Below are 17,679 nucleotides of genomic sequence, written 5' to 3'. Positions count from 1 at the left end.
TGGTGCGCGACTTTGGGAGTAAAACTCAGATAAAAAACGGCAGGTCGGTTGCCCTGACCTGCCGCTGTTGTTCACCGCTGCGGATTACTCTTCTTCGTCCGCTTCGGGTGCGTCGTCGTCGTTGTCCACTTCCGGCGCGATATCGTCTTCGCCTTCCGCGACGCTGCCGTCGATGGCGTCGAGTTCTTCTTCTTCCACCGGCTCAGCAACACGTTGCAGACCCACAACGTTTTCGTCTTCCGCGGTACGAATCAGAATCACGCCCTGGGTGTTACGGCCGACCACACTGACTTCCGATACGCGTGTACGCACCAGCGTACCGGCATCGGTAATCATCATGATCTGATCGCCATCCACCACCTGCACCGCACCGATGACCGGTCCGTTACGTTCGGTGACTTTAATCGAGATGACACCCTGAGTTGCACGCGATTTGGTTGGGTATTCGCTATTCGCTGTACGTTTACCGTAACCATTTTGCGTCACAGTGAGGATGGCACCCTCTTCACGTGGCACGATCAGTGAAACCACTTTATCGCTTTCAGCCAGCTTGATACCACGAACACCAGAGGCCGAACGGCCCATGGCGCGAACCGCAGTCTCAGAGAAGCGCACCACTTTACCCGCAGCAGAGAACAGCATGGCCTCATCGCTACCGTTGGTCAGTGCAACACCGATCAATTCATCATCTTCACGCAGGTTGATGGCGATAATACCGGCGCTACGTGGACGGCTGAATTCCTGCAGGGCAGTTTTCTTCACGGTACCGTCAGCGGTCGCCATAAAGATATTGAAGCCTTCGGTGTATTCACGCACCGGCAGAATGGCGGTGATACGTTCGTTGGCTTCCAGCGGCAGCAGGTTAACAATTGGGCGACCACGTGCGCCACGGCTCGCTTCTGGCAGCTGGTAAACTTTCATCCAGTAGAGACGGCCACGGCTGGAGAAGCACAGAATGGTATCATGGGTGTTGGCTACCAGCAGACGATCAATAAAGTCTTCTTCTTTAATACGTGCTGCGGATTTGCCTTTGCCACCACGACGCTGCGCTTCATAGTCAGTCAGCGGCTGATATTTGACATAACCCTGATGCGACAGCGTGACCACCACATCTTCCTGATTAATCAGATCTTCAATGTTGATGTCGGCGCTGTTGGCGGTAATTTCAGTACGACGTTCATCACCAAACTGGTCACGCATTGCCACCAGCTCTTCGCGGATGACTTCCATCAGACGCTCGGCGCTCTGCAGGATGTGGATCAGTTCTGCGATCTGGTCCAGCAGCTCTTTGTATTCGTCGAGCAGCTTTTCGTGCTCAAGGCCGGTCAGTTTCTGCAGACGCAGATCCAGAATTGCCTGAGCTTGCTGTTCAGTCAGGTAGTACTGACCGTCACGAATACCGAACTGCGCTTCCAGCCATTCTGGACGTGCTGCGTCATCGCCCGCACGCTCCAGCATGGTGGCTACGTTGCCCAGATTCCATGGCTGTGCCAACAGGCCCGCTTTCGCTTCAGCTGGCGTTGGTGCGCGACGAATCAGTTCGATAATCGGATCGATGTTGGCCAGCGCAATGGCCAGACCTTCAAGGATGTGTGCACGGTCACGCGCTTTGCGCAGTTCGAAAATGGTACGGCGCGTCACCACTTCACGGCGGTGGCGCACGAAGGCTTCAATGATGCCTTTCAGCGTCATGATCTTCGGCTGGCCCTGATGGAGTGCCACCATGTTGATGCCGAAGGAGACTTGCAGTTGCGTCAGGGAATAGAGGTTGTTGAGCACCACTTCACCGACCGCATCGCGTTTGATCTCAATAACGATACGCATACCGTCTTTATCGGATTCATCACGCAGGCCGCTAATGCCTTCCACACGCTTCTCTTTCACCAGCTCGGCAATTTTCTCGATCAGGCGCGCTTTGTTTACCTGATACGGGATTTCATTGACGATGATGGTTTCGCGGCCGGTTTTTGCGTCGGTTTCAATCTCACCGCGTGCGCGGATATAAATCTTACCGCGACCGGTGCGATAGGCTTCTTCGATACCACGACGACCGTTGATGAACGCCGCAGTCGGGAAGTCAGGACCGGTGATGTGTTCCATCAGGCCTTCAACAGTGATGTCTTCGTCTTCGATAAAGGCGAGGCAGCCGTTGATCACTTCCGTCAGGTTATGCGGTGGAATGTTGGTCGCCATACCTACGGCGATACCGGACGAGCCGTTCACCAGCAGGTTAGGAATTTTGGTCGGCAGCACTTCAGGAATCTGCTCGGTGCCATCATAGTTCGGCACAAAATCGACGGTCTCTTTTTCGAGGTCCGCCAGCAGTTCAGAAGAGATCTTCGCCATACGCACTTCGGTATAACGCATCGCTGCGGCGGAGTCGCCATCAACGGAACCGAAGTTACCCTGACCATCTACCAGCATGTAGCGCAGGGAGAACGGCTGGGCCATACGAACGATACTTTCGTATACCGCGGAATCACCGTGTGGGTGATATTTACCGATCACGTCACCGACCACACGGGCCGATTTCTTATAAGCTTTGTTCCAGTCGTTACCCAGTTCGCTCATGGCAAAAAGCACACGGCGGTGCACCGGCTTCAAGCCATCACGCACATCGGGTAAAGCTCGGCCAACGATGACCGACATGGCGTAATCGAGGTAAGAGTTTTTTAACTCTTCTTCGATATTGACCGGTGTAATTTCTCTCGCAAGGTCGCTCATGGAGCCGCTATCCCTCTACATAATGCCGGTTTTTAATGGTGCGAAAGTATATCACAGTGGTTGCCCTCGGTGAACGTAAAGCAGGGTTTAATGCCGCTTTTCCTTGCAGGTGAGAGATGCGCTAGCAAGAGTTAAGCGTTTATACTGAGAGAATATTTTGTCAGGAGTCGTGATTCAATGAGTGAACAACCGCAGGAAAGCCGCCAAAACGTCGACCATGCTGAGATTGCCAAGTTTGAAGCGGTCGCATCGCGCTGGTGGGATTTAGAGGGTGAGTTTAAGCCGTTACACCGCATCAATCCCCTGCGTCTTGGCTGGATTGCCCAGCACAGCAATGGTTTGTTTGGTAAGAAGGTGCTGGATGTCGGCTGCGGCGGCGGTATTTTAGCGGAGAGCATGGCGCGTGAAGGAGCCAACGTGACCGGGTTGGATATGGGTGCGGAGCCGCTGGAAGTAGCACGGTTGCATGCGCTGGAGAGCGGTGTGAGCGTGAACTATGTGCAGCAGACCGTGGAAGACCATGCGATTAGCCATGCGGGGGCCTATGACGTGGTGACTTGCATGGAGATGCTGGAGCACGTACCGGATCCGCGTTCTGTGGTGATGGCATGTGCGCAGTTGGTAAAGCCGGGCGGCGAAGTGTTCTTCTCGACCATTAACCGTAATCCCAAGGCGTGGTTGCTGGCGGTGTTTGGTGCCGAATATGTGATGCGCATGGTGCCGCGCGGTACACATGACGTGAAGAAGTTTATCCGTCCGGCGGAGTTGCTGAATTGGGTTGATGAGACGCCATTGCGTGAGAGAGGCATGATTGGCCTGCACTACAATCCGCTGACCAATCAGTTCCGTCTGGGGCGTGGTGTGGATGTGAATTATATGGTGCATACGCATCGTCAGGATTGAGTGTTAGCGTGGTTGCTGGTTGCTGTGGGAACCGTGCGTCGGCCAGTAAAGCCCCGCCCGATCGCAAAGGAAACACGCATCCATGCAGATCGGCCGCCGCATCCCTGCGGCGGACGCTTTGCTCTTCGGGCGGGGCTTTACTGGCCCTGAACGTTGATCATGGCTTTGAGTCGCGCTGCGTTGTGGATTGAGCTTCATTAAGTTGCCCTCGCAGCCGCTGCCATTAACATGATGCAGCAGCGCGTTTTTCTTCCTATCTACCCGCTTTAGGTACTTTCAATCATGCTGCTACCCGATTGTGCGGAGATGTCCATGCCGCCATCACTGCGGAAATATCCCCTTAAACGCGGTTTTCTTTCTTGGTTCGCTCATTAACGCTTCCAACGCCTCAACGCACGCCAGGTAGTGTGCCGTTTTCTTGTGCGCCAGCACGGCGGCCTCATCGGTGTAAGCTTCATAAATAAAGAAGCGCGTCGGCACATGGCTGTCCTGCAACACATCAAAACGCAGATTGCCGGGTTCCTCCAGCGCACCTAAATGATTGAGCTTAAAAACCCGCAAAAACTCGTCGATACAGTCGGGTTTGACGTTGATCTCGACCAGCGTGACTTCCATCGGCTTGTCCTTTTTATCGCGATTGGCAAAGTGGCAATCCTGGTAAAGCTTGTTTAATAAAACTCTCGCAGCGATCACAGTTCAAACTTTCAGCGGTGGGCTAAGCCGTTCATCTGGAGGTGAAAACCCTCGCGCACAGCTATCTTTGCAGTAACACCCGTTGGGCCGTCGGCGTGGAGCACTTTTCCGTTTCAACAGGAGTTTTGCGATGTCACACGCCCCGCATTTGATGGCGCTCGACGCCGGTACTGGCAGTATTCGCGCCGTGATTTTCAATCTTCAGGGTGAACAGGTCGCCGTGGCGCAAGCTGAATGGCGTCATCTCGCCCTGCCCGATGTGCCGGGATCGATGGAGTTTGATCTGAGCCACAATTGGTCACTCGCCTGTCAGTGTATTCAGCAGGTGCTGCAACAGTCGCAGTTGCCAGCCAGCGCGATTCGCAGCGTGGCCTGCTGCTCGATGCGCGAAGGGATCGTGCTCTATAACAAAGCTGGCGAAGCAATTTGGGCCTGTGCCAACGTGGATGCCCGCGCCAGCCGCGAAGTGAGTGAGCTGAAAGAGATTCATCACGGCGAGTTTGAGCGTGAAATCTATCAGTGCTCAGGGCAAACCCTGGCACTTGGGGCAATGCCACGCCTGTTATGGCTGGCGCATCATCGACCCGATATTTATCGTCAGGCGGCAACGCTGTCGATGATCAGCGACTGGCTGGCAAAATGCCTGAGTGGCGAACTGGCAGTGGATCCCTCCAACGCGGGCACCACCGGCCTGCTGGATTTACGCACCCGAAACTGGCGGCCTGATTTGCTGGAGATGGCGGGTTTGCGCGGCGATATATTGTCACCCGTGGCCGAAACCGGTACGCAACTGGGAACCGTGACAGCCGAAGCCGCTCGTCAGTGTGGGCTGGTGCAAGGCACAGTGGTTGGCATGGGCGGCGGTGATGTGCAGTTGGGGACACTGGGGTTAAGTGTCGTGAATGCGGGGGAAACTGCTGTGCTCGGCGGCACTTTCTGGCAGCAGGTGGTGAATCTGCCGCAGCCGCAGATTGATCCTCAAATGAACATTCGCGTGAATCCGCATGTGATCCCCGGTATGGCGCAGGCGGAAGCGATCAGTTTCTTTACCGGCCTCACGATGCGCTGGTTCCGTGATGCCTTTTGCAGCGAAGAGAAACTGCTGGCGGAGCGGCTGGGTGTGGATTGCTACAGCCTGCTGGAAGAGATGGCGGCACGCGTCCCCGCCGGTTCGTGGGGCGTGATGCCGGTGTTCTCAGATGCAATGCACTTCAACAAGTGGTATCACGCTGCGCCTTCCTTTATTAATCTTTCCATCGACCCCGAACGCTGCAATAAACAGACGCTCTTCCGTGCGCTGGAAGAGAATGCCGCGATTGTTTCGGCCTGCAATCTGGATCTGGTGGCCGCCTTTTCCGGTGTCCAAACCTCACAGATAGTGTTTGCCGGAGGCGGTGCGAAGGGCAAATTGTGGAGCCAGATTTTGAGCGATGTCACGGGGCTGACGGTCAAAGTGCCGCAGGTGAAAGAAGCCACCGCCCTGGGCTGCGCGATTGCGGCTGGCGTCGCCGCTGGGGTTTATCGCAGTTTGCAGGAAACCGGGCAAGCATTAGTACGCTGGGAGCGCGAATTTCACCCCAACGCAGAACACCACCAACTCTATCAACAGCAAAAAGCCAACTGGCAGAAAGTCTATGCCGACCAACTCACCCTGGTGGACAGTGGGTTAACCACCTCGATGTGGAAAGCGCCAGGTTTGTAACTCACTGCTATCCAGATCAATTTCCTTTTAGACGCATGCCACGCATTTTTGTAGGCTGGATTGGTCACAAAAAATTCATAAGCAATTTTAGATAAGTTCGCTACTGGCGGCCTTGTCAGGGCTTTTTTGACTTCAGAAATTTCCGTGATGAGAACCTTTGAGCAATAAACACGCGCTCGATCAAAAAGTGAAAAAAAAGTCGCTGGCAGTTGACACCATTGGCAGGCCTTATGGAATGGGGATCCAGGAATTTCGCTACCCCCCTGGACGGATTTTTTCGCGAAAATCAACTCTTGTGATGATCAGAATGCTGACTAGAATACTCACCATATTGTTGTTCAAACTTCCCGCACCCCCTATATATAGTGTTTATCCACAGGCTTACTCACAACGAGCGGCTTGTGCATAGGCCTTGTGAATAGATGGGGGATAACTCACTCTTTCATGGACAGGTAAACACGCGACATGAACCAAAGTCTGCTCGTTACTAAACGCGATGGCCGCCAGGAGCGCATTGATCTCGATAAGATTCACCGGGTACTGGATTGGGCCGCTGAAGGGCTGAATAACGTCTCCGTGTCTCAGGTTGAGTTGCGCTCCCACATTCAGTTCTACGATGGAATTCGTACTTCTGATATCCATGAGACCATCATCAAGGCCGCTGCAGACCTGATCTCCCGTGATGCGCCGGATTACCAGTACCTGGCTGCTCGCCTCGCCATCTTCCACCTGCGTAAAAAAGCGTACGGCCAGTTTGAGCCGCCGAAGCTGTACGATCAGGTCGTGAAAATGGTTGAGATGGGCAAATACGACCGTCACCTGCTGGAAGATTACAGCGTAGAAGAGTTCGAGCAGATGGACGGCTTCATCGACCACTGGCGCGACATGAACTTCTCTTACGCTGCGGTGAAGCAGCTGGAAGGTAAATACCTGGCGCAGAACCGTGTGAGCGGTGAAATCTACGAGAGTGCCCAGTTCCTGTATATTCTGGTTGCTGCATGCCTGTTCTCCGGTTATCCGCGTGAGACGCGTATGGATTACGTGCGTCGCTTCTATGATGCCGTGTCCACCTTCAAGATCTCACTGCCGACGCCAATCATGTCTGGCGTGCGTACCCCAACGCGTCAGTTCAGCTCTTGCGTCTTGATCGAATGCGGTGACAGCCTTGATTCCATCAATGCCACCTCCAGCGCTATCGTAAAATACGTGTCGCAGCGTGCGGGTATCGGTATCAACGCTGGTCGCATTCGTGCGCTGGGTAGCCCAATCCGTGGCGGCGAAGCCTTCCATACCGGTTGCATCCCGTTCTATAAACATTTCCAGACGGCAGTGAAGTCGTGCTCACAAGGCGGCGTACGTGGCGGTGCAGCCACCCTGTTCTACCCAATGTGGCATCTGGAAGTGGAAAGCCTGCTGGTGCTGAAAAACAACCGTGGCGTTGAAGGCAACCGCGTACGTCACATGGACTACGGCGTACAGATCAACAAGCTGATGTATACCCGTCTGTTGAAAGGTGAAGAGATCACCCTGTTCAGCCCGTCTGACGTGCCAGGTCTGTACGATGCGTTCTTCGCCGATCAGGACGAGTTTGAGCGTCTGTACACCAAATACGAGAAAGACGACAGCATCCGCAAACAGCGTGTGAAAGCAGTTGAACTGTTCTCACTGATGATGCAGGAACGTGCTTCTACTGGCCGTATCTACATCCAGAACGTCGATCACTGCAACACCCACAGCCCGTTTGATCCGGCTATCGCGCCCGTCCGCCAGTCTAACCTGTGCCTGGAAATCGCGCTGCCGACCAAACCGCTGAACGATGTGAATGACGAAAGCGGTGAAATCGCGTTGTGTACGCTGTCTGCCTTTAACCTCGGTGCGATTGACAGCCTCGACGATCTGGAAGAGCTGGCGACCCTCGCGGTACGTGCACTGGATGCCCTGCTGGATTACCAGGATTACCCCATCCCAGCGGCAAAACGCGGCGCAATGGGTCGTCGTACTCTGGGTATTGGCGTGATCAACTACGCTTACTATCTGGCGAAAAACGGCGTGCGTTATTCTGATGGCAGCGCCAACAACCTGACGCATAAAACCTTTGAAGCGATCCAGTACTACCTGCTGAAAGCCTCGAACGAGCTGGCAAAAGAGCAAGGTGCCTGTACGTGGTTCAAAGAGACCACCTACTCACAGGGCATTCTGCCGATCGACACCTATAAAAAGGATCTCGACGCCGTTTGCAGCGAGCCGTTGCACCTGGATTGGGAAGGTCTGCGTGAGTCGATCGTTACGCACGGTCTGCGTAACTCCACGCTCTCTGCCCTGATGCCGTCTGAAACCTCTTCGCAGATTTCAAACGCCACCAACGGTATTGAGCCACCGCGCGGTCACATCAGCATCAAAGCATCTAAAGACGGTATTCTGCGTCAGGTGGTGCCAGAGTATGAGCGTCTGAAAGATCAGTACGAACTGCTGTGGGAAATGCCCTCTAACGACGGTTACTTACAGTTGGTTGGTGTGATGCAGAAATTTATCGATCAGGCGATTTCGTCGAACACCAACTATGATCCAAGCCGTTTTGCCAATGGCAAAGTGCCGATGAAACAGCTGCTGAAAGATCTGCTGACCGCGTATAAATTTGGCGTGAAAACCCTGTACTACCAAAACACCCGTGATGGTGCGGAAGATGCGCAGGACGACCTGGCTCCTTCCATTCAGGATGACGGCTGCGAAAGCGGCGCTTGTAAGATTTAATTAGTCAGACGCCCTATCTTGTCAGGGCCGGCAATGGTCGGCCCTCATCACTTTTGGACTTAGCCATGGCTTACACCACATTTTCGCAGAACAAAAACGACCAGCTGTTAGAACCGATGTTCTTCGGCCAGTCAGTGAACGTTGCCCGTTTCGACCAGCAGAAATATGACATCTTTGAAAAGCTGATCGAAAAACAGCTCTCCTTCTTCTGGCGTCCGGAAGAAGTGGATGTCTCACGCGATCGTATCGATTATCAGGCGCTGCCAGATCACGAAAAACACATCTTTATCAGCAACCTGAAATACCAGACGCTGCTGGATTCCATTCAGGGTCGCAGCCCTAACGTGGCACTGCTGCCGTTGATTTCGATTCCAGAACTCGAAACCTGGATCGAAACCTGGGCGTTCTCTGAGACCATCCACTCGCGCTCTTACACCCATATCATCCGTAACATCGTCAACGATCCTTCACTGGTGTTTGACGACATCGTCACTAACGAGCAGATTCTGGCGCGTGCACAGGACATCTCGAAGTATTACGACGATCTGATCGAGATGACCAGCTACTGGCATCTGCTGGGAGAAGGCACGCACGAAGTGGCGGGTAAAACCGTGACCGTGAATCTGCGTGCGCTGAAAAAGCAGCTGTATATCTGCCTGATGAGCGTTAACGCCCTGGAAGCGATTCGCTTTTACGTCAGCTTCGCCTGTTCATTCGCCTTCGCCGAGCGCGAGCTGATGGAAGGTAACGCCAAAATCATCAAACTGATTGCGCGCGATGAAGCTCTGCACCTGACCGGCACTCAGCACATGCTGAACCTGCTGCGCACCGGTGAAGATGATCCTGAAATGAAAGAGATCGCCGCCGAGTGCCGTGATGAGTGTTTCGACCTGTTCAAGAAAGCCGCCGAGCAAGAGAAAGAGTGGGCAGATTATCTGTTCAGCGGTGGCTCGATGATCGGTCTGAATAAAGACATTCTGTGCCAGTACATTGAGTACATCACCAACATTCGCATGCAAGCGGTTGGCCTCGATCTGCCGTTCCAGACGCGTTCTAACCCGATTCCATGGATCAACTCCTGGTTGGTATCAGATAACGTGCAGGTGGCACCACAGGAAGTGGAAGTCAGTTCTTACCTGGTGGGTCAGATTGATGCCGAAGTCGGCGAAGACGACTTCAACGACTTCCAGCTGTAAGCATGAGTCGTTCTGTTGTTATTCTGCGCAGTTCCGGCTCCCGGCTGGAGTGCGCAGAAGATCATCCCAATCTGTTGACGGCACTGGAAGCGCACAATGTTTGCGTAGAGTTTCAGTGCCGTGAAGGCTACTGCGGTTCATGCCGCATGCGCTTGCTAAAAGGCGAAGTGGCTTACGCGGAAACCCCATTGGCGTTTATTCAGAAGGGTGAGATTTTGCCCTGCTGCTGCCGCGCCAAAGGGGAGATTGAGATCGAGATTTAAACACCGGGTCGCCATCAATGGCGCCCCGGTGAAATTCATGGCAAAGCCTGCCCACATTCCTACTGTTTCACAGCTTCCAGCACATCAATCCAGCCATGCCCGTTACTGACTTCACTGCCGTGCAGCCAGCGACGCAGCATGTTCATCGCCATCATCGCCACGACTTTCTGCCGGGTTTCAACATTGTGACGCCCATGGGTGAACTTCACGCGCTGGCCCCAGCTGGCTTCCGGCGTATGCAGCGCAATCGCCACTTCGCCCTCTTCCAGATTGCCCACCGACAGCGCCAATACCGTGCCGTGATGTGCGGCCAGATCGCGCGTGCGCTCGACCTGGGATTCCAGCGGTTCATCATGAGGAGGCAGAATCTCTGCTGCGCTGAGCGGCACGTCTGCTGATGCCAGCTGCCAGTTGAGGAATCCCGCCGTATATTGCTCGCTTAGCGCCAGCCGGAAACCACGCTGTTGCAACTCACGCGCTAACAAAGCAGGCAAACCTTCAGTGCCTTCGAAGATAGTGCATTCCGCCAGCAGCAGCTTAACCTGCTGCCACGCCTGTTCCATCGCCACGCGCTGGCTGGCCGGTCCGGTGAGTTTGATTTCAATGATTGGCATTGATGAGCGATAGCCCATTACCACACCTTCCGGCAACGGTAACGGCTCCAGTTCGGCAGCAATGTCACTCTCGCCGCGACCAAAGGTAGTCAGACGCAAACACAGCGGCGGCTCAGGTAAATCAAAACGCGCTTTCAAACGCGGAATGATCTCCTGCTCGACCATCACTTTAAATTCGGACGGCACGCCCGGCGTGAAGAATATCCAGCAGCGATTGAGCTGAAGTGCAAAGCCACACGCGGTCCCCACCGGATTATCAATCAGCTCGGCATTCGCCGGAATTTCCGCCTGCTTGCGGTTGCTCGGCGCCATGATGCGTCCACGGCTGGCAAACCAGGCTTCCATTTTTTCCAGCCATTCTTGCTGGATCACTAATTCGGTACCACACGCGGTAGCTGCCGCCAGCGCGCTAAGATCGTCGCTGGTTGGCCCAAGGCCGCCGTTCACAATCAGCACATCGGCAATCTGGCTGCGACTCTGCAGCGCCTCCACCAGTGAGGACATCGCGTCACCCACGGTACTGCGGCTGGTCATCGGCAAACCGTGCTGGAACAGCACATCCGCGAGCCATGCGGCGTTGGTATCGACAATCTGGCCATGCAACACTTCATCGCCCGTAGAGAGCATTTCAACACGTATCACGTTACTTTCTCCTTATCCCTGTCGCTTTACTGTAGAAAGCGCGCACGCTAAACACAATCGCCGTTGATGCGAAACAAGGATTCGAGACAAATGAGAGGGATAACGCGGTAAAAAAGAGGAATCGGGCGTAACCGGCGTTACGCCCAGACAATTTAGCGGCGGGCCAACAGTAAACCGACAAACAGGCCAGCGGCGGCGCCAATGCCGATCCCCTGCCACGGTTTTTCATGCACATAATCGTCGGCACGGTAGGCCGCTTTTTTGGCACGGTAATAATAGCTGTCAGAAGCCTGGCTAACGCGATTCTTCACGTCTTCCAGTGCTTGTTCCGCTTTAAGTTTCAATTCGATGTACTTTTGATCGGCCGGATCACCCGACGATTTCAGTACTTCTTCCAAAGTTTCTGTCAGTAGCGCCAGGTCGTCATCAAGGCGAGTTTCAAATTGATCTGAAGATGACACGTTATACTTCCTCCATGCTCGTCACTTATCGTCGTTTAACTATAGTCATAAATTCGGTATTTGCTGCGCGCAAGGGATTCGGATTACGCTGGTTTTTGCTCGACTCAATGCAAAGTTGCGTAATCCGCGCTGTTGCAGCGTGAAATCTGCTTCGCTTATTTGATTAATCTGATAAATTTTTGTCAGACTGAATTTTTTAATTTCGCGACTGTCGTATCCCCTTGTAGCCAGACGCAATGCGTCTTACGACAGTCACAACACACCAGAGCAGCTAAGGATTAGATTTCCGGCATGAATCGTAGAAAATTTATGAAAGCGTCCATGGCCCTCTCTGCCGCAAGCGGTATGACCGGGCTCTCCTCGCTGTTTGCGCAGTCCGCCTGGGCCGATGATGGCATCGCCGACGGCACCGCAGTGCGCTTCGATTTCGACTCACTGAAAAAGAAAGCATCCGCGCTGGCGAAACAGCCCTGGGGCGGCGCACCCGGCCCGCTTCCTGACACCCTGGCCAATCTGACACCGCAGGCTTACAACGAAATTCAGTACGATGCCAACCATTCGCTGTGGAACAACATTCCCGATCGCGAGTTAGATGTGCAGTTCTTCCACGTGGGGATGGGCTTTAAACGTCGTATCCGCATGTTCTCCGTGGATGCCGATAGCCGTGAAGCGCGCGAAATCCACTTCCGCCCCGAACTGTTTAACTATCACAACGCTAATGTCGATACCCAGCAGCTGGTCGGCAAAACCGATTTGGGCTTCGCCGGTTTCCGCGCGTTTAAAAAACCAGAACTGGCGCGTCGCGATATCGTCTCGTTCCTCGGCGCGAGCTACTTCCGTGCGGTTGATGAAACTTTCCAGTACGGCTTGTCAGCGCGCGGTGTGGCAGTCAACACCTTTAGCAACGGCCACGAGGAGTTCCCGGACTTTACCGCCTTCTGGTTTGAAACACCGAAAGCCGACGATACCACCTTTGTGGTTTATGCGCTGCTGGACGGCGCCAGCGTCACCGGTGCGTACAAGTTCACTATCCACTGCGAAGAGAAACGCGTGGTGATGGAGGTGGAAAACCACCTGTTTGCTCGTAACGACATTCGTCAGCTCGGCATCTCGCCGATGACCAGTATGTTTAGCTGCGGCACCAACGAGCGTCGCATGTGCAATACCTATCATCCACAAATCCATGACTCCGATCGTCTGGCAATGTGGACCGGAAAAGGGGAATGGATTGCACGTCCGCTGAACAACCCGCAACGCTTACAGTTCAATGCTTATGAAGATGAAAACCCACGTGGTTTTGGTCTGTTGCAGCTCAATCACGACTTCAAAGATTATCAGGATGTCATTGGCTGGTATGACAAACGCCCAAGCCTGTGGGTTGAGCCAATTGGCAAGTGGGGCAAAGGCGCCATCAACCTGATGGAGATCCCGACGACCGGTGAAACCCTGGATAACGTAGTGTGCTTCTGGCAGCCAACGGAACCGGTTAAAGCGGGCAGCGAATTTAACTTCCAGTACAAACTCTACTGGAGCCAACTGCCACCTGTGCGCAGCGGGCTGGCGCGCGTGGATGCGACACGTACCGGTATTGGTGGCTTCCCAGAAGGTTGGGCGCCGGGCGAACACTTCCCCGATCAGTGGTGCCGTCGCTTTGCGATTGATTTCGTCGGTGGCGATCTGAAAGCCGCAGCGCCGAAAGGTATTGAGCCGGTGATCACCGTCAATGCCGGTACCATCAAGCAGGTTGAGATTCTGTATGTTGAACCCCTCAACGGCTACCGCATCTTGTTTGACTGGTATCCGAACAGCGACTCCACCAAGCCGGTGGATATGCGCCTGTTCCTGCGCACCAAAGATGAGACCTTAAGTGAAACCTGGCTGTATCAGTATTTCCCACCGCCGCCGGATCAGCGTAAATACACCGATGACCGACAGATGACGCCGGGCTGATATCCCCTAAAAAGTTCGAATTTCAGGAAGGCGGCAAACAAGAGAGCCCGATGAGCTGACTCAAGTCAGTGATTCGGGTGAGCCAGGCAGCCAACTCACCGGAAATTTGAAGTATGACGGGTATAAATGGCGAGGAGTATTCCTCGCCATTACGCTTTCTGCATACCGATGTGTGGAATGTTATCTTCCATGTAAACGTCCCCCACCGCTTTGAAGCCAAGACGACCGTAAAACCCTTCCAGATGGGCCTGCGCCGATAAATAAATAGTGCGTTGCGGCCAATGGGTATCGCAGCTCTCCAGCGCTTTCTCCATCAGTCGATAGCCCAACTTCAGGCCACGCGCTTCTTCGGATACGATCACGCGACCAATCATCACCGGGGCGCTGTCCAGTGAGGGCGTAAGCACACGAGCGTAGGCCAATAATTTGCCGTCAAGGAAGCCCATGATGTGGCGATTCTCTGCTCGCAAATCCTGACCATCTACGTCTTGATAGGGGCAGTTCTGCTCCACAATGAATACGTGATTGCGCAGTGCCAGCACGGTATATAACTGCTGTGCACTCAGTTCACTGTGGTGGCAATCAAGCCATTGCATTTCCATGATGCTTCCTTGTCTGAGCGAAAAAAGTGATCTCCTGAGAGTATCACAGCGCGCGGGGATTGAGCAGCCATACAGGGTTGCCGCATTGCCTTGCCGTGATCGTATTCTCAGATTACAGGCAAAAAAAATCAGGCCCTGAGGCCTGATTCATGGGGTCAAAGCGCATTTACATCAGCGGCTGAGCCATCTGCACCAGCGAAATCAGTGGCTGAGGATAGACACCCAGCAGCAGCACCAGAATCGCCGAGATCAGCACCACCACACCACCGGCGGTGAACGCCCAGTTGGCTGGCGTGTCACGATCGCGCGTGTGCATTTCTGGTGGGCTGAGGTACAGACTCACCGTCACACGCAGATAGTAGTAAAGACCGATCGCACTGCCGGCAACGACTGCCGCGGTTAACCACCACAGATGCGCGTTCACACCGGAAGCAATGACGTAGAACTTACCAATGAAGCCCAGCGTCATCGGGATACCGGCCAGAGACAGCATCATGACGGTCATGACCGCTGACAAAATTGGACGATGCCAGAACAGACCACGATAAGAGTAAAGCGTATCCGCATCCGGGCCACGGTACGGGCTGGACATCAGGCTGACCACACCGAACGCGCCGAGGCTGCTGAACAGGTAACCCGCCAGGTACACACCCGCCGTTTCCAGTGACAGCTGATGGGTTTTCACCGCAATCAGCGACACCAGCAAATAGCCAAGATGCGCGATCGATGAGTAACCGAGCAGACGTTTGATGTTGCTCTGCGAAATCGCCATCAGGTTACCGAACAGAATCGACACAAAGGCGATAACACCGAGCACGGTGCGCACGGCTTCGCTGTCGGTCACTGGCGCGTACAGGAACAAGCGCATCACCACACCAAAGATGGCGATTTTGCTGGCGGTGGCCAGGAAGGTTGAAACCGGCGCAGGCGCACCCTGATAAACGTCTGGTGTCCACAGGTGGAACGGAACCAGTGACAGCTTAAAGCCGAGGCCGATAATCATCATGCCCAAACCGACCAGCAGCAGCGGCTGTTGGATCATGCTGTCATTCAGGCTTTTACCCAGCTGCACAAAGCTCAGGCTGCCAGAATCGGCATAAATCAACGCGATACCAAAGATCAGGAACGAGGACGCTGCAGCGGACAGGATCATGTACTTCAGTGCCGCTTCCAGCGAACGTTTCTGGCGGAAGGCATAACCAATCAGGCCAAACAGCGGCAGTGACAGCAGTTCGATACCGATGAACAGCGCCGCCAGATGATTAGCACTGGCCAGCACGATCCCACCCAGTGCCGCAATCAGCACCAGCAGATAGAACTCATCTTTGTTGTCCGGGAAACCAGCCAGCCACGGATAAGCAAAGGTGCAGGTGGCGAGACTGGCAAGCAGCACCAGCGCGGTGTAGAACATCGAGTAACCGTCAACGCGCAGCAGCGGCGTGACATCCATGGCACCGACATGACCGACAAACCACAGTGAAAACAGCGCCACGTTCAGGCCAATCACCGTCAGCGTGGCATTAACAAAGTGGTTGCGTCGCCACGCAATGGACAGCATCACCACCACCACCGTCAATCCGACGATCAACAGCGGCAGTAACGCAATCAGATGTTGAGGAGTTATTGTCATGGCGAATTACGGCCTTGTAGTTGAAATTGAAGCGGTAAACCACTGCTGAATATTGCTCATCGCAGCGTGAGAGGTATCAAGGATCGGCTGTGGATAAACACCCAGCAGAACCAGCAGCACCACCAGCACGCCGATCGTCATGAATTCACGCGGTGACATGCCCGGCAGCGGAGCTTTCGATTTCGCTTCGCCGTAGTAAGCGCGCTGCATCATCACCAGCGAATACACCGAGGCAAACACCAGACCAAAGGTGGCAATCACGATAATCACCGGCACCACCTGGAAACTGCCGGTCAGAATCATAAATTCGCCGACAAAGTTACCGGTGCCTGGCATACCGAGGTTGGCCACCGCGAAGAACAGCGACAGGCCTGGAATCCATTTGATACGTCCCCACAAACCGCCCATCTGGCGCAGGTCACGGGTATGCAGACGCTCATAAAGCTGCCCACACAAGATGAACAGTGCTGCGGCGGACAGGCCGTGAGCAATCATCTGAATCACCGCGCCCTGGAACGCCAGCTGGCTGCCGGTGTAGATAGCAATCAGCACGAAGCCCATGTGCGAAACGGAGGTGTAAGCAATCAGACGTTTGATATCCGTCTGCGAGAACGCCATCCAGGCACCGTAGAAGATACCCAGAACACCGAGCCACATAGCAATCGGCGCAAACTCTGCGGAAGCATTCGGGAACAGTGGCAGGCTGAAACGCAGCAGACCATACGCCGCCGTTTTCAGCAAGATTCCTGCGAGGTCAACCGAACCCGCAGTTGGCGCCTGACTGTGCGCATCCGGCAACCAGCCGTGCAGGGGCACCACTGGCATTTTCACTGCGAAAGCGATAAAGAAGCCGAGCATCAGCAGATATTCAACGGTGTGCGACATTGGCGTTTTCAGCAGTTCTTCGTAGCTGAAGGTCCAGACGCCCGTGGCGTTGTAGTGCACGAACACCAGCGCCAGAATCGCAATCAACATCACCAGACCCGAAGCCTGGGTATAGATGAAGAATTTGGTCGCTGCCGAGATACGGGTTTTACCGTCAGAGGCTTTGTGACCCCAGAGCGCGATGAGGAAGTACATCGGCACCAGCATCATTTCCCAGAAGAAGAAGAACAGGAACATGTCGATGGAGAGGAACACGCCAATCACACCACCGAGGATCCACATCAGGTTGAGGTGGAAAAAGCCCTGATACTTCTCGATTTCATTCCAGGAACAGAGCACCGCCATCAACCCGAGCAGACCGGTCAGCACCACCATCAGCAGTGACAAACCGTCGATAGCCAGATGGAAGTTAATGCCGAAGCGCGGAATCCATGGCACCGAGAAAGTCGACTGCCACTGCGGCATTCCTGCAGCCTGGGTGAGTGAATAGCCTCCCTGCAGCCACAACTGCAGACCGAGTGCCAGCGTCAGCCCCATGGTGATCATGGCGATCCAACGCGGCACTTTTGCGCCGAGGCGCTCTGCTAACCAGCAAAGCAGACCCCCAACAAAAGGTATGATTATTAGCCAAGGTAATAGCACGGCATACTTCCCTTTTTTCAA

The 17,679-nt window shown here is 54.3% G+C and carries 13 protein-coding genes; 6 read left to right on the top strand and 7 right to left on the bottom strand.

Annotated elements, in window-relative coordinates:
* Positions 1-84: 84 nt before the first annotated feature.
* Positions 85-2,724, bottom strand: coding sequence for a DNA topoisomerase (ATP-hydrolyzing) subunit A (gene gyrA / locus CRO33_RS00570; protein WP_097116588.1), 2,640 nt, complete (start codon positions 2,722-2,724; stop codon positions 85-87).
* Positions 2,725-2,901: 177 nt separating this feature from the next.
* Here gyrA and ubiG point away from each other — a divergent pair, with 177 nt between their 5' ends.
* Complete coding sequence (ubiG, locus tag CRO33_RS00565; protein ID WP_097116587.1) at positions 2,902-3,627, top strand: bifunctional 2-polyprenyl-6-hydroxyphenol methylase/3-demethylubiquinol 3-O-methyltransferase UbiG; 726 nt, start codon at positions 2,902-2,904, stop codon at positions 3,625-3,627.
* A gap of 321 nt (positions 3,628-3,948) precedes the next feature.
* On the opposite strand, the gene lsrG is transcribed toward ubiG, so the two are convergent.
* Complete coding sequence (gene lsrG, locus CRO33_RS00560; protein WP_097116586.1) at positions 3,949-4,242, bottom strand: (4S)-4-hydroxy-5-phosphonooxypentane-2,3-dione isomerase; 294 nt, start codon at positions 4,240-4,242, stop codon at positions 3,949-3,951.
* A 208-nt stretch (positions 4,243-4,450) separates the two neighbouring features.
* On the opposite strand from lsrG, the gene lsrK reads away from it, so the two are divergent.
* The 4 genes from lsrK to yfaE all read left to right on the top strand — a co-directional run bounded on the left by lsrK (position 4,451) and on the right by yfaE (position 10,232).
* The gene (gene lsrK / locus CRO33_RS00555) at positions 4,451-6,022 is read left to right on the top strand and encodes an autoinducer-2 kinase (protein WP_097116585.1); all 1,572 of its coding nucleotides are present in this window, start codon (positions 4,451-4,453) and stop codon (positions 6,020-6,022) included.
* A 465-nt stretch (positions 6,023-6,487) separates the two neighbouring features.
* On the top strand, positions 6,488-8,773 hold the full coding sequence (gene nrdA / locus CRO33_RS00550) for a class 1a ribonucleoside-diphosphate reductase subunit alpha (RefSeq protein ID WP_097116584.1): 2,286 nt from the start codon (positions 6,488-6,490) through the stop codon (positions 8,771-8,773).
* 65 nt (positions 8,774-8,838) lie between these two features.
* Complete coding sequence (gene nrdB, locus CRO33_RS00545; RefSeq protein WP_034825039.1) at positions 8,839-9,969, top strand: class Ia ribonucleoside-diphosphate reductase subunit beta; 1,131 nt, start codon at positions 8,839-8,841, stop codon at positions 9,967-9,969.
* Positions 9,970-9,971: 2 nt separating this feature from the next.
* Complete coding sequence (yfaE, locus tag CRO33_RS00540; protein WP_058961303.1) at positions 9,972-10,232, top strand: class I ribonucleotide reductase maintenance protein YfaE; 261 nt, start codon at positions 9,972-9,974, stop codon at positions 10,230-10,232.
* Between the two features lie 59 nt (positions 10,233-10,291).
* On the opposite strand, the gene CRO33_RS00535 is transcribed toward yfaE, so the two are convergent.
* Positions 10,292-11,488, bottom strand: coding sequence for a nicotinamide mononucleotide deamidase-related protein YfaY (locus CRO33_RS00535; RefSeq protein ID WP_097116583.1), 1,197 nt, complete (start codon positions 11,486-11,488; stop codon positions 10,292-10,294).
* Between the two features lie 152 nt (positions 11,489-11,640).
* Entirely contained in the window at positions 11,641-11,949 is a 309-nt protein-coding gene (elaB, locus tag CRO33_RS00530) for a stress response protein ElaB (RefSeq protein WP_034825045.1), read from the bottom strand.
* Between the two features lie 291 nt (positions 11,950-12,240).
* On the opposite strand from elaB, the gene CRO33_RS00525 reads away from it, so the two are divergent.
* Positions 12,241-13,899, top strand: a complete 1,659-nt coding sequence (locus CRO33_RS00525) for a glucan biosynthesis protein D (RefSeq protein WP_045813641.1) — start codon at positions 12,241-12,243, stop codon at positions 13,897-13,899.
* Between the two features lie 149 nt (positions 13,900-14,048).
* On the opposite strand, the gene CRO33_RS00520 is transcribed toward CRO33_RS00525, so the two are convergent.
* From CRO33_RS00520 to nuoM, 3 genes are all read right to left on the bottom strand, one after another.
* Positions 14,049-14,501 (bottom strand): GNAT family N-acetyltransferase, encoded by a 453-nt coding sequence (locus tag CRO33_RS00520; protein ID WP_097116582.1) that lies wholly within the window; start codon positions 14,499-14,501, stop codon positions 14,049-14,051.
* A gap of 166 nt (positions 14,502-14,667) precedes the next feature.
* Positions 14,668-16,131: an NADH-quinone oxidoreductase subunit NuoN gene (nuoN, locus tag CRO33_RS00515; RefSeq protein ID WP_034825051.1), complete on the bottom strand. Its 1,464-nt coding sequence runs from the start codon at positions 16,129-16,131 to the stop codon at positions 14,668-14,670.
* A gap of 6 nt (positions 16,132-16,137) precedes the next feature.
* On the bottom strand, positions 16,138-17,658 hold the full coding sequence (gene nuoM / locus CRO33_RS00510) for an NADH-quinone oxidoreductase subunit M (protein ID WP_034825053.1): 1,521 nt from the start codon (positions 17,656-17,658) through the stop codon (positions 16,138-16,140).
* Positions 17,659-17,679: the final 21 nt, after the last annotated feature.

The organism is Pantoea sp. GL120224-02, assembly GCF_900215395.1.
Taxonomy (GTDB): Bacteria; Pseudomonadota; Gammaproteobacteria; order Enterobacterales; family Enterobacteriaceae; genus Pantoea; species Pantoea communis.
Note: the sequence above shows the minus strand (reverse complement) of the source record. Positions and strands in the feature narration are given on the sequence as shown.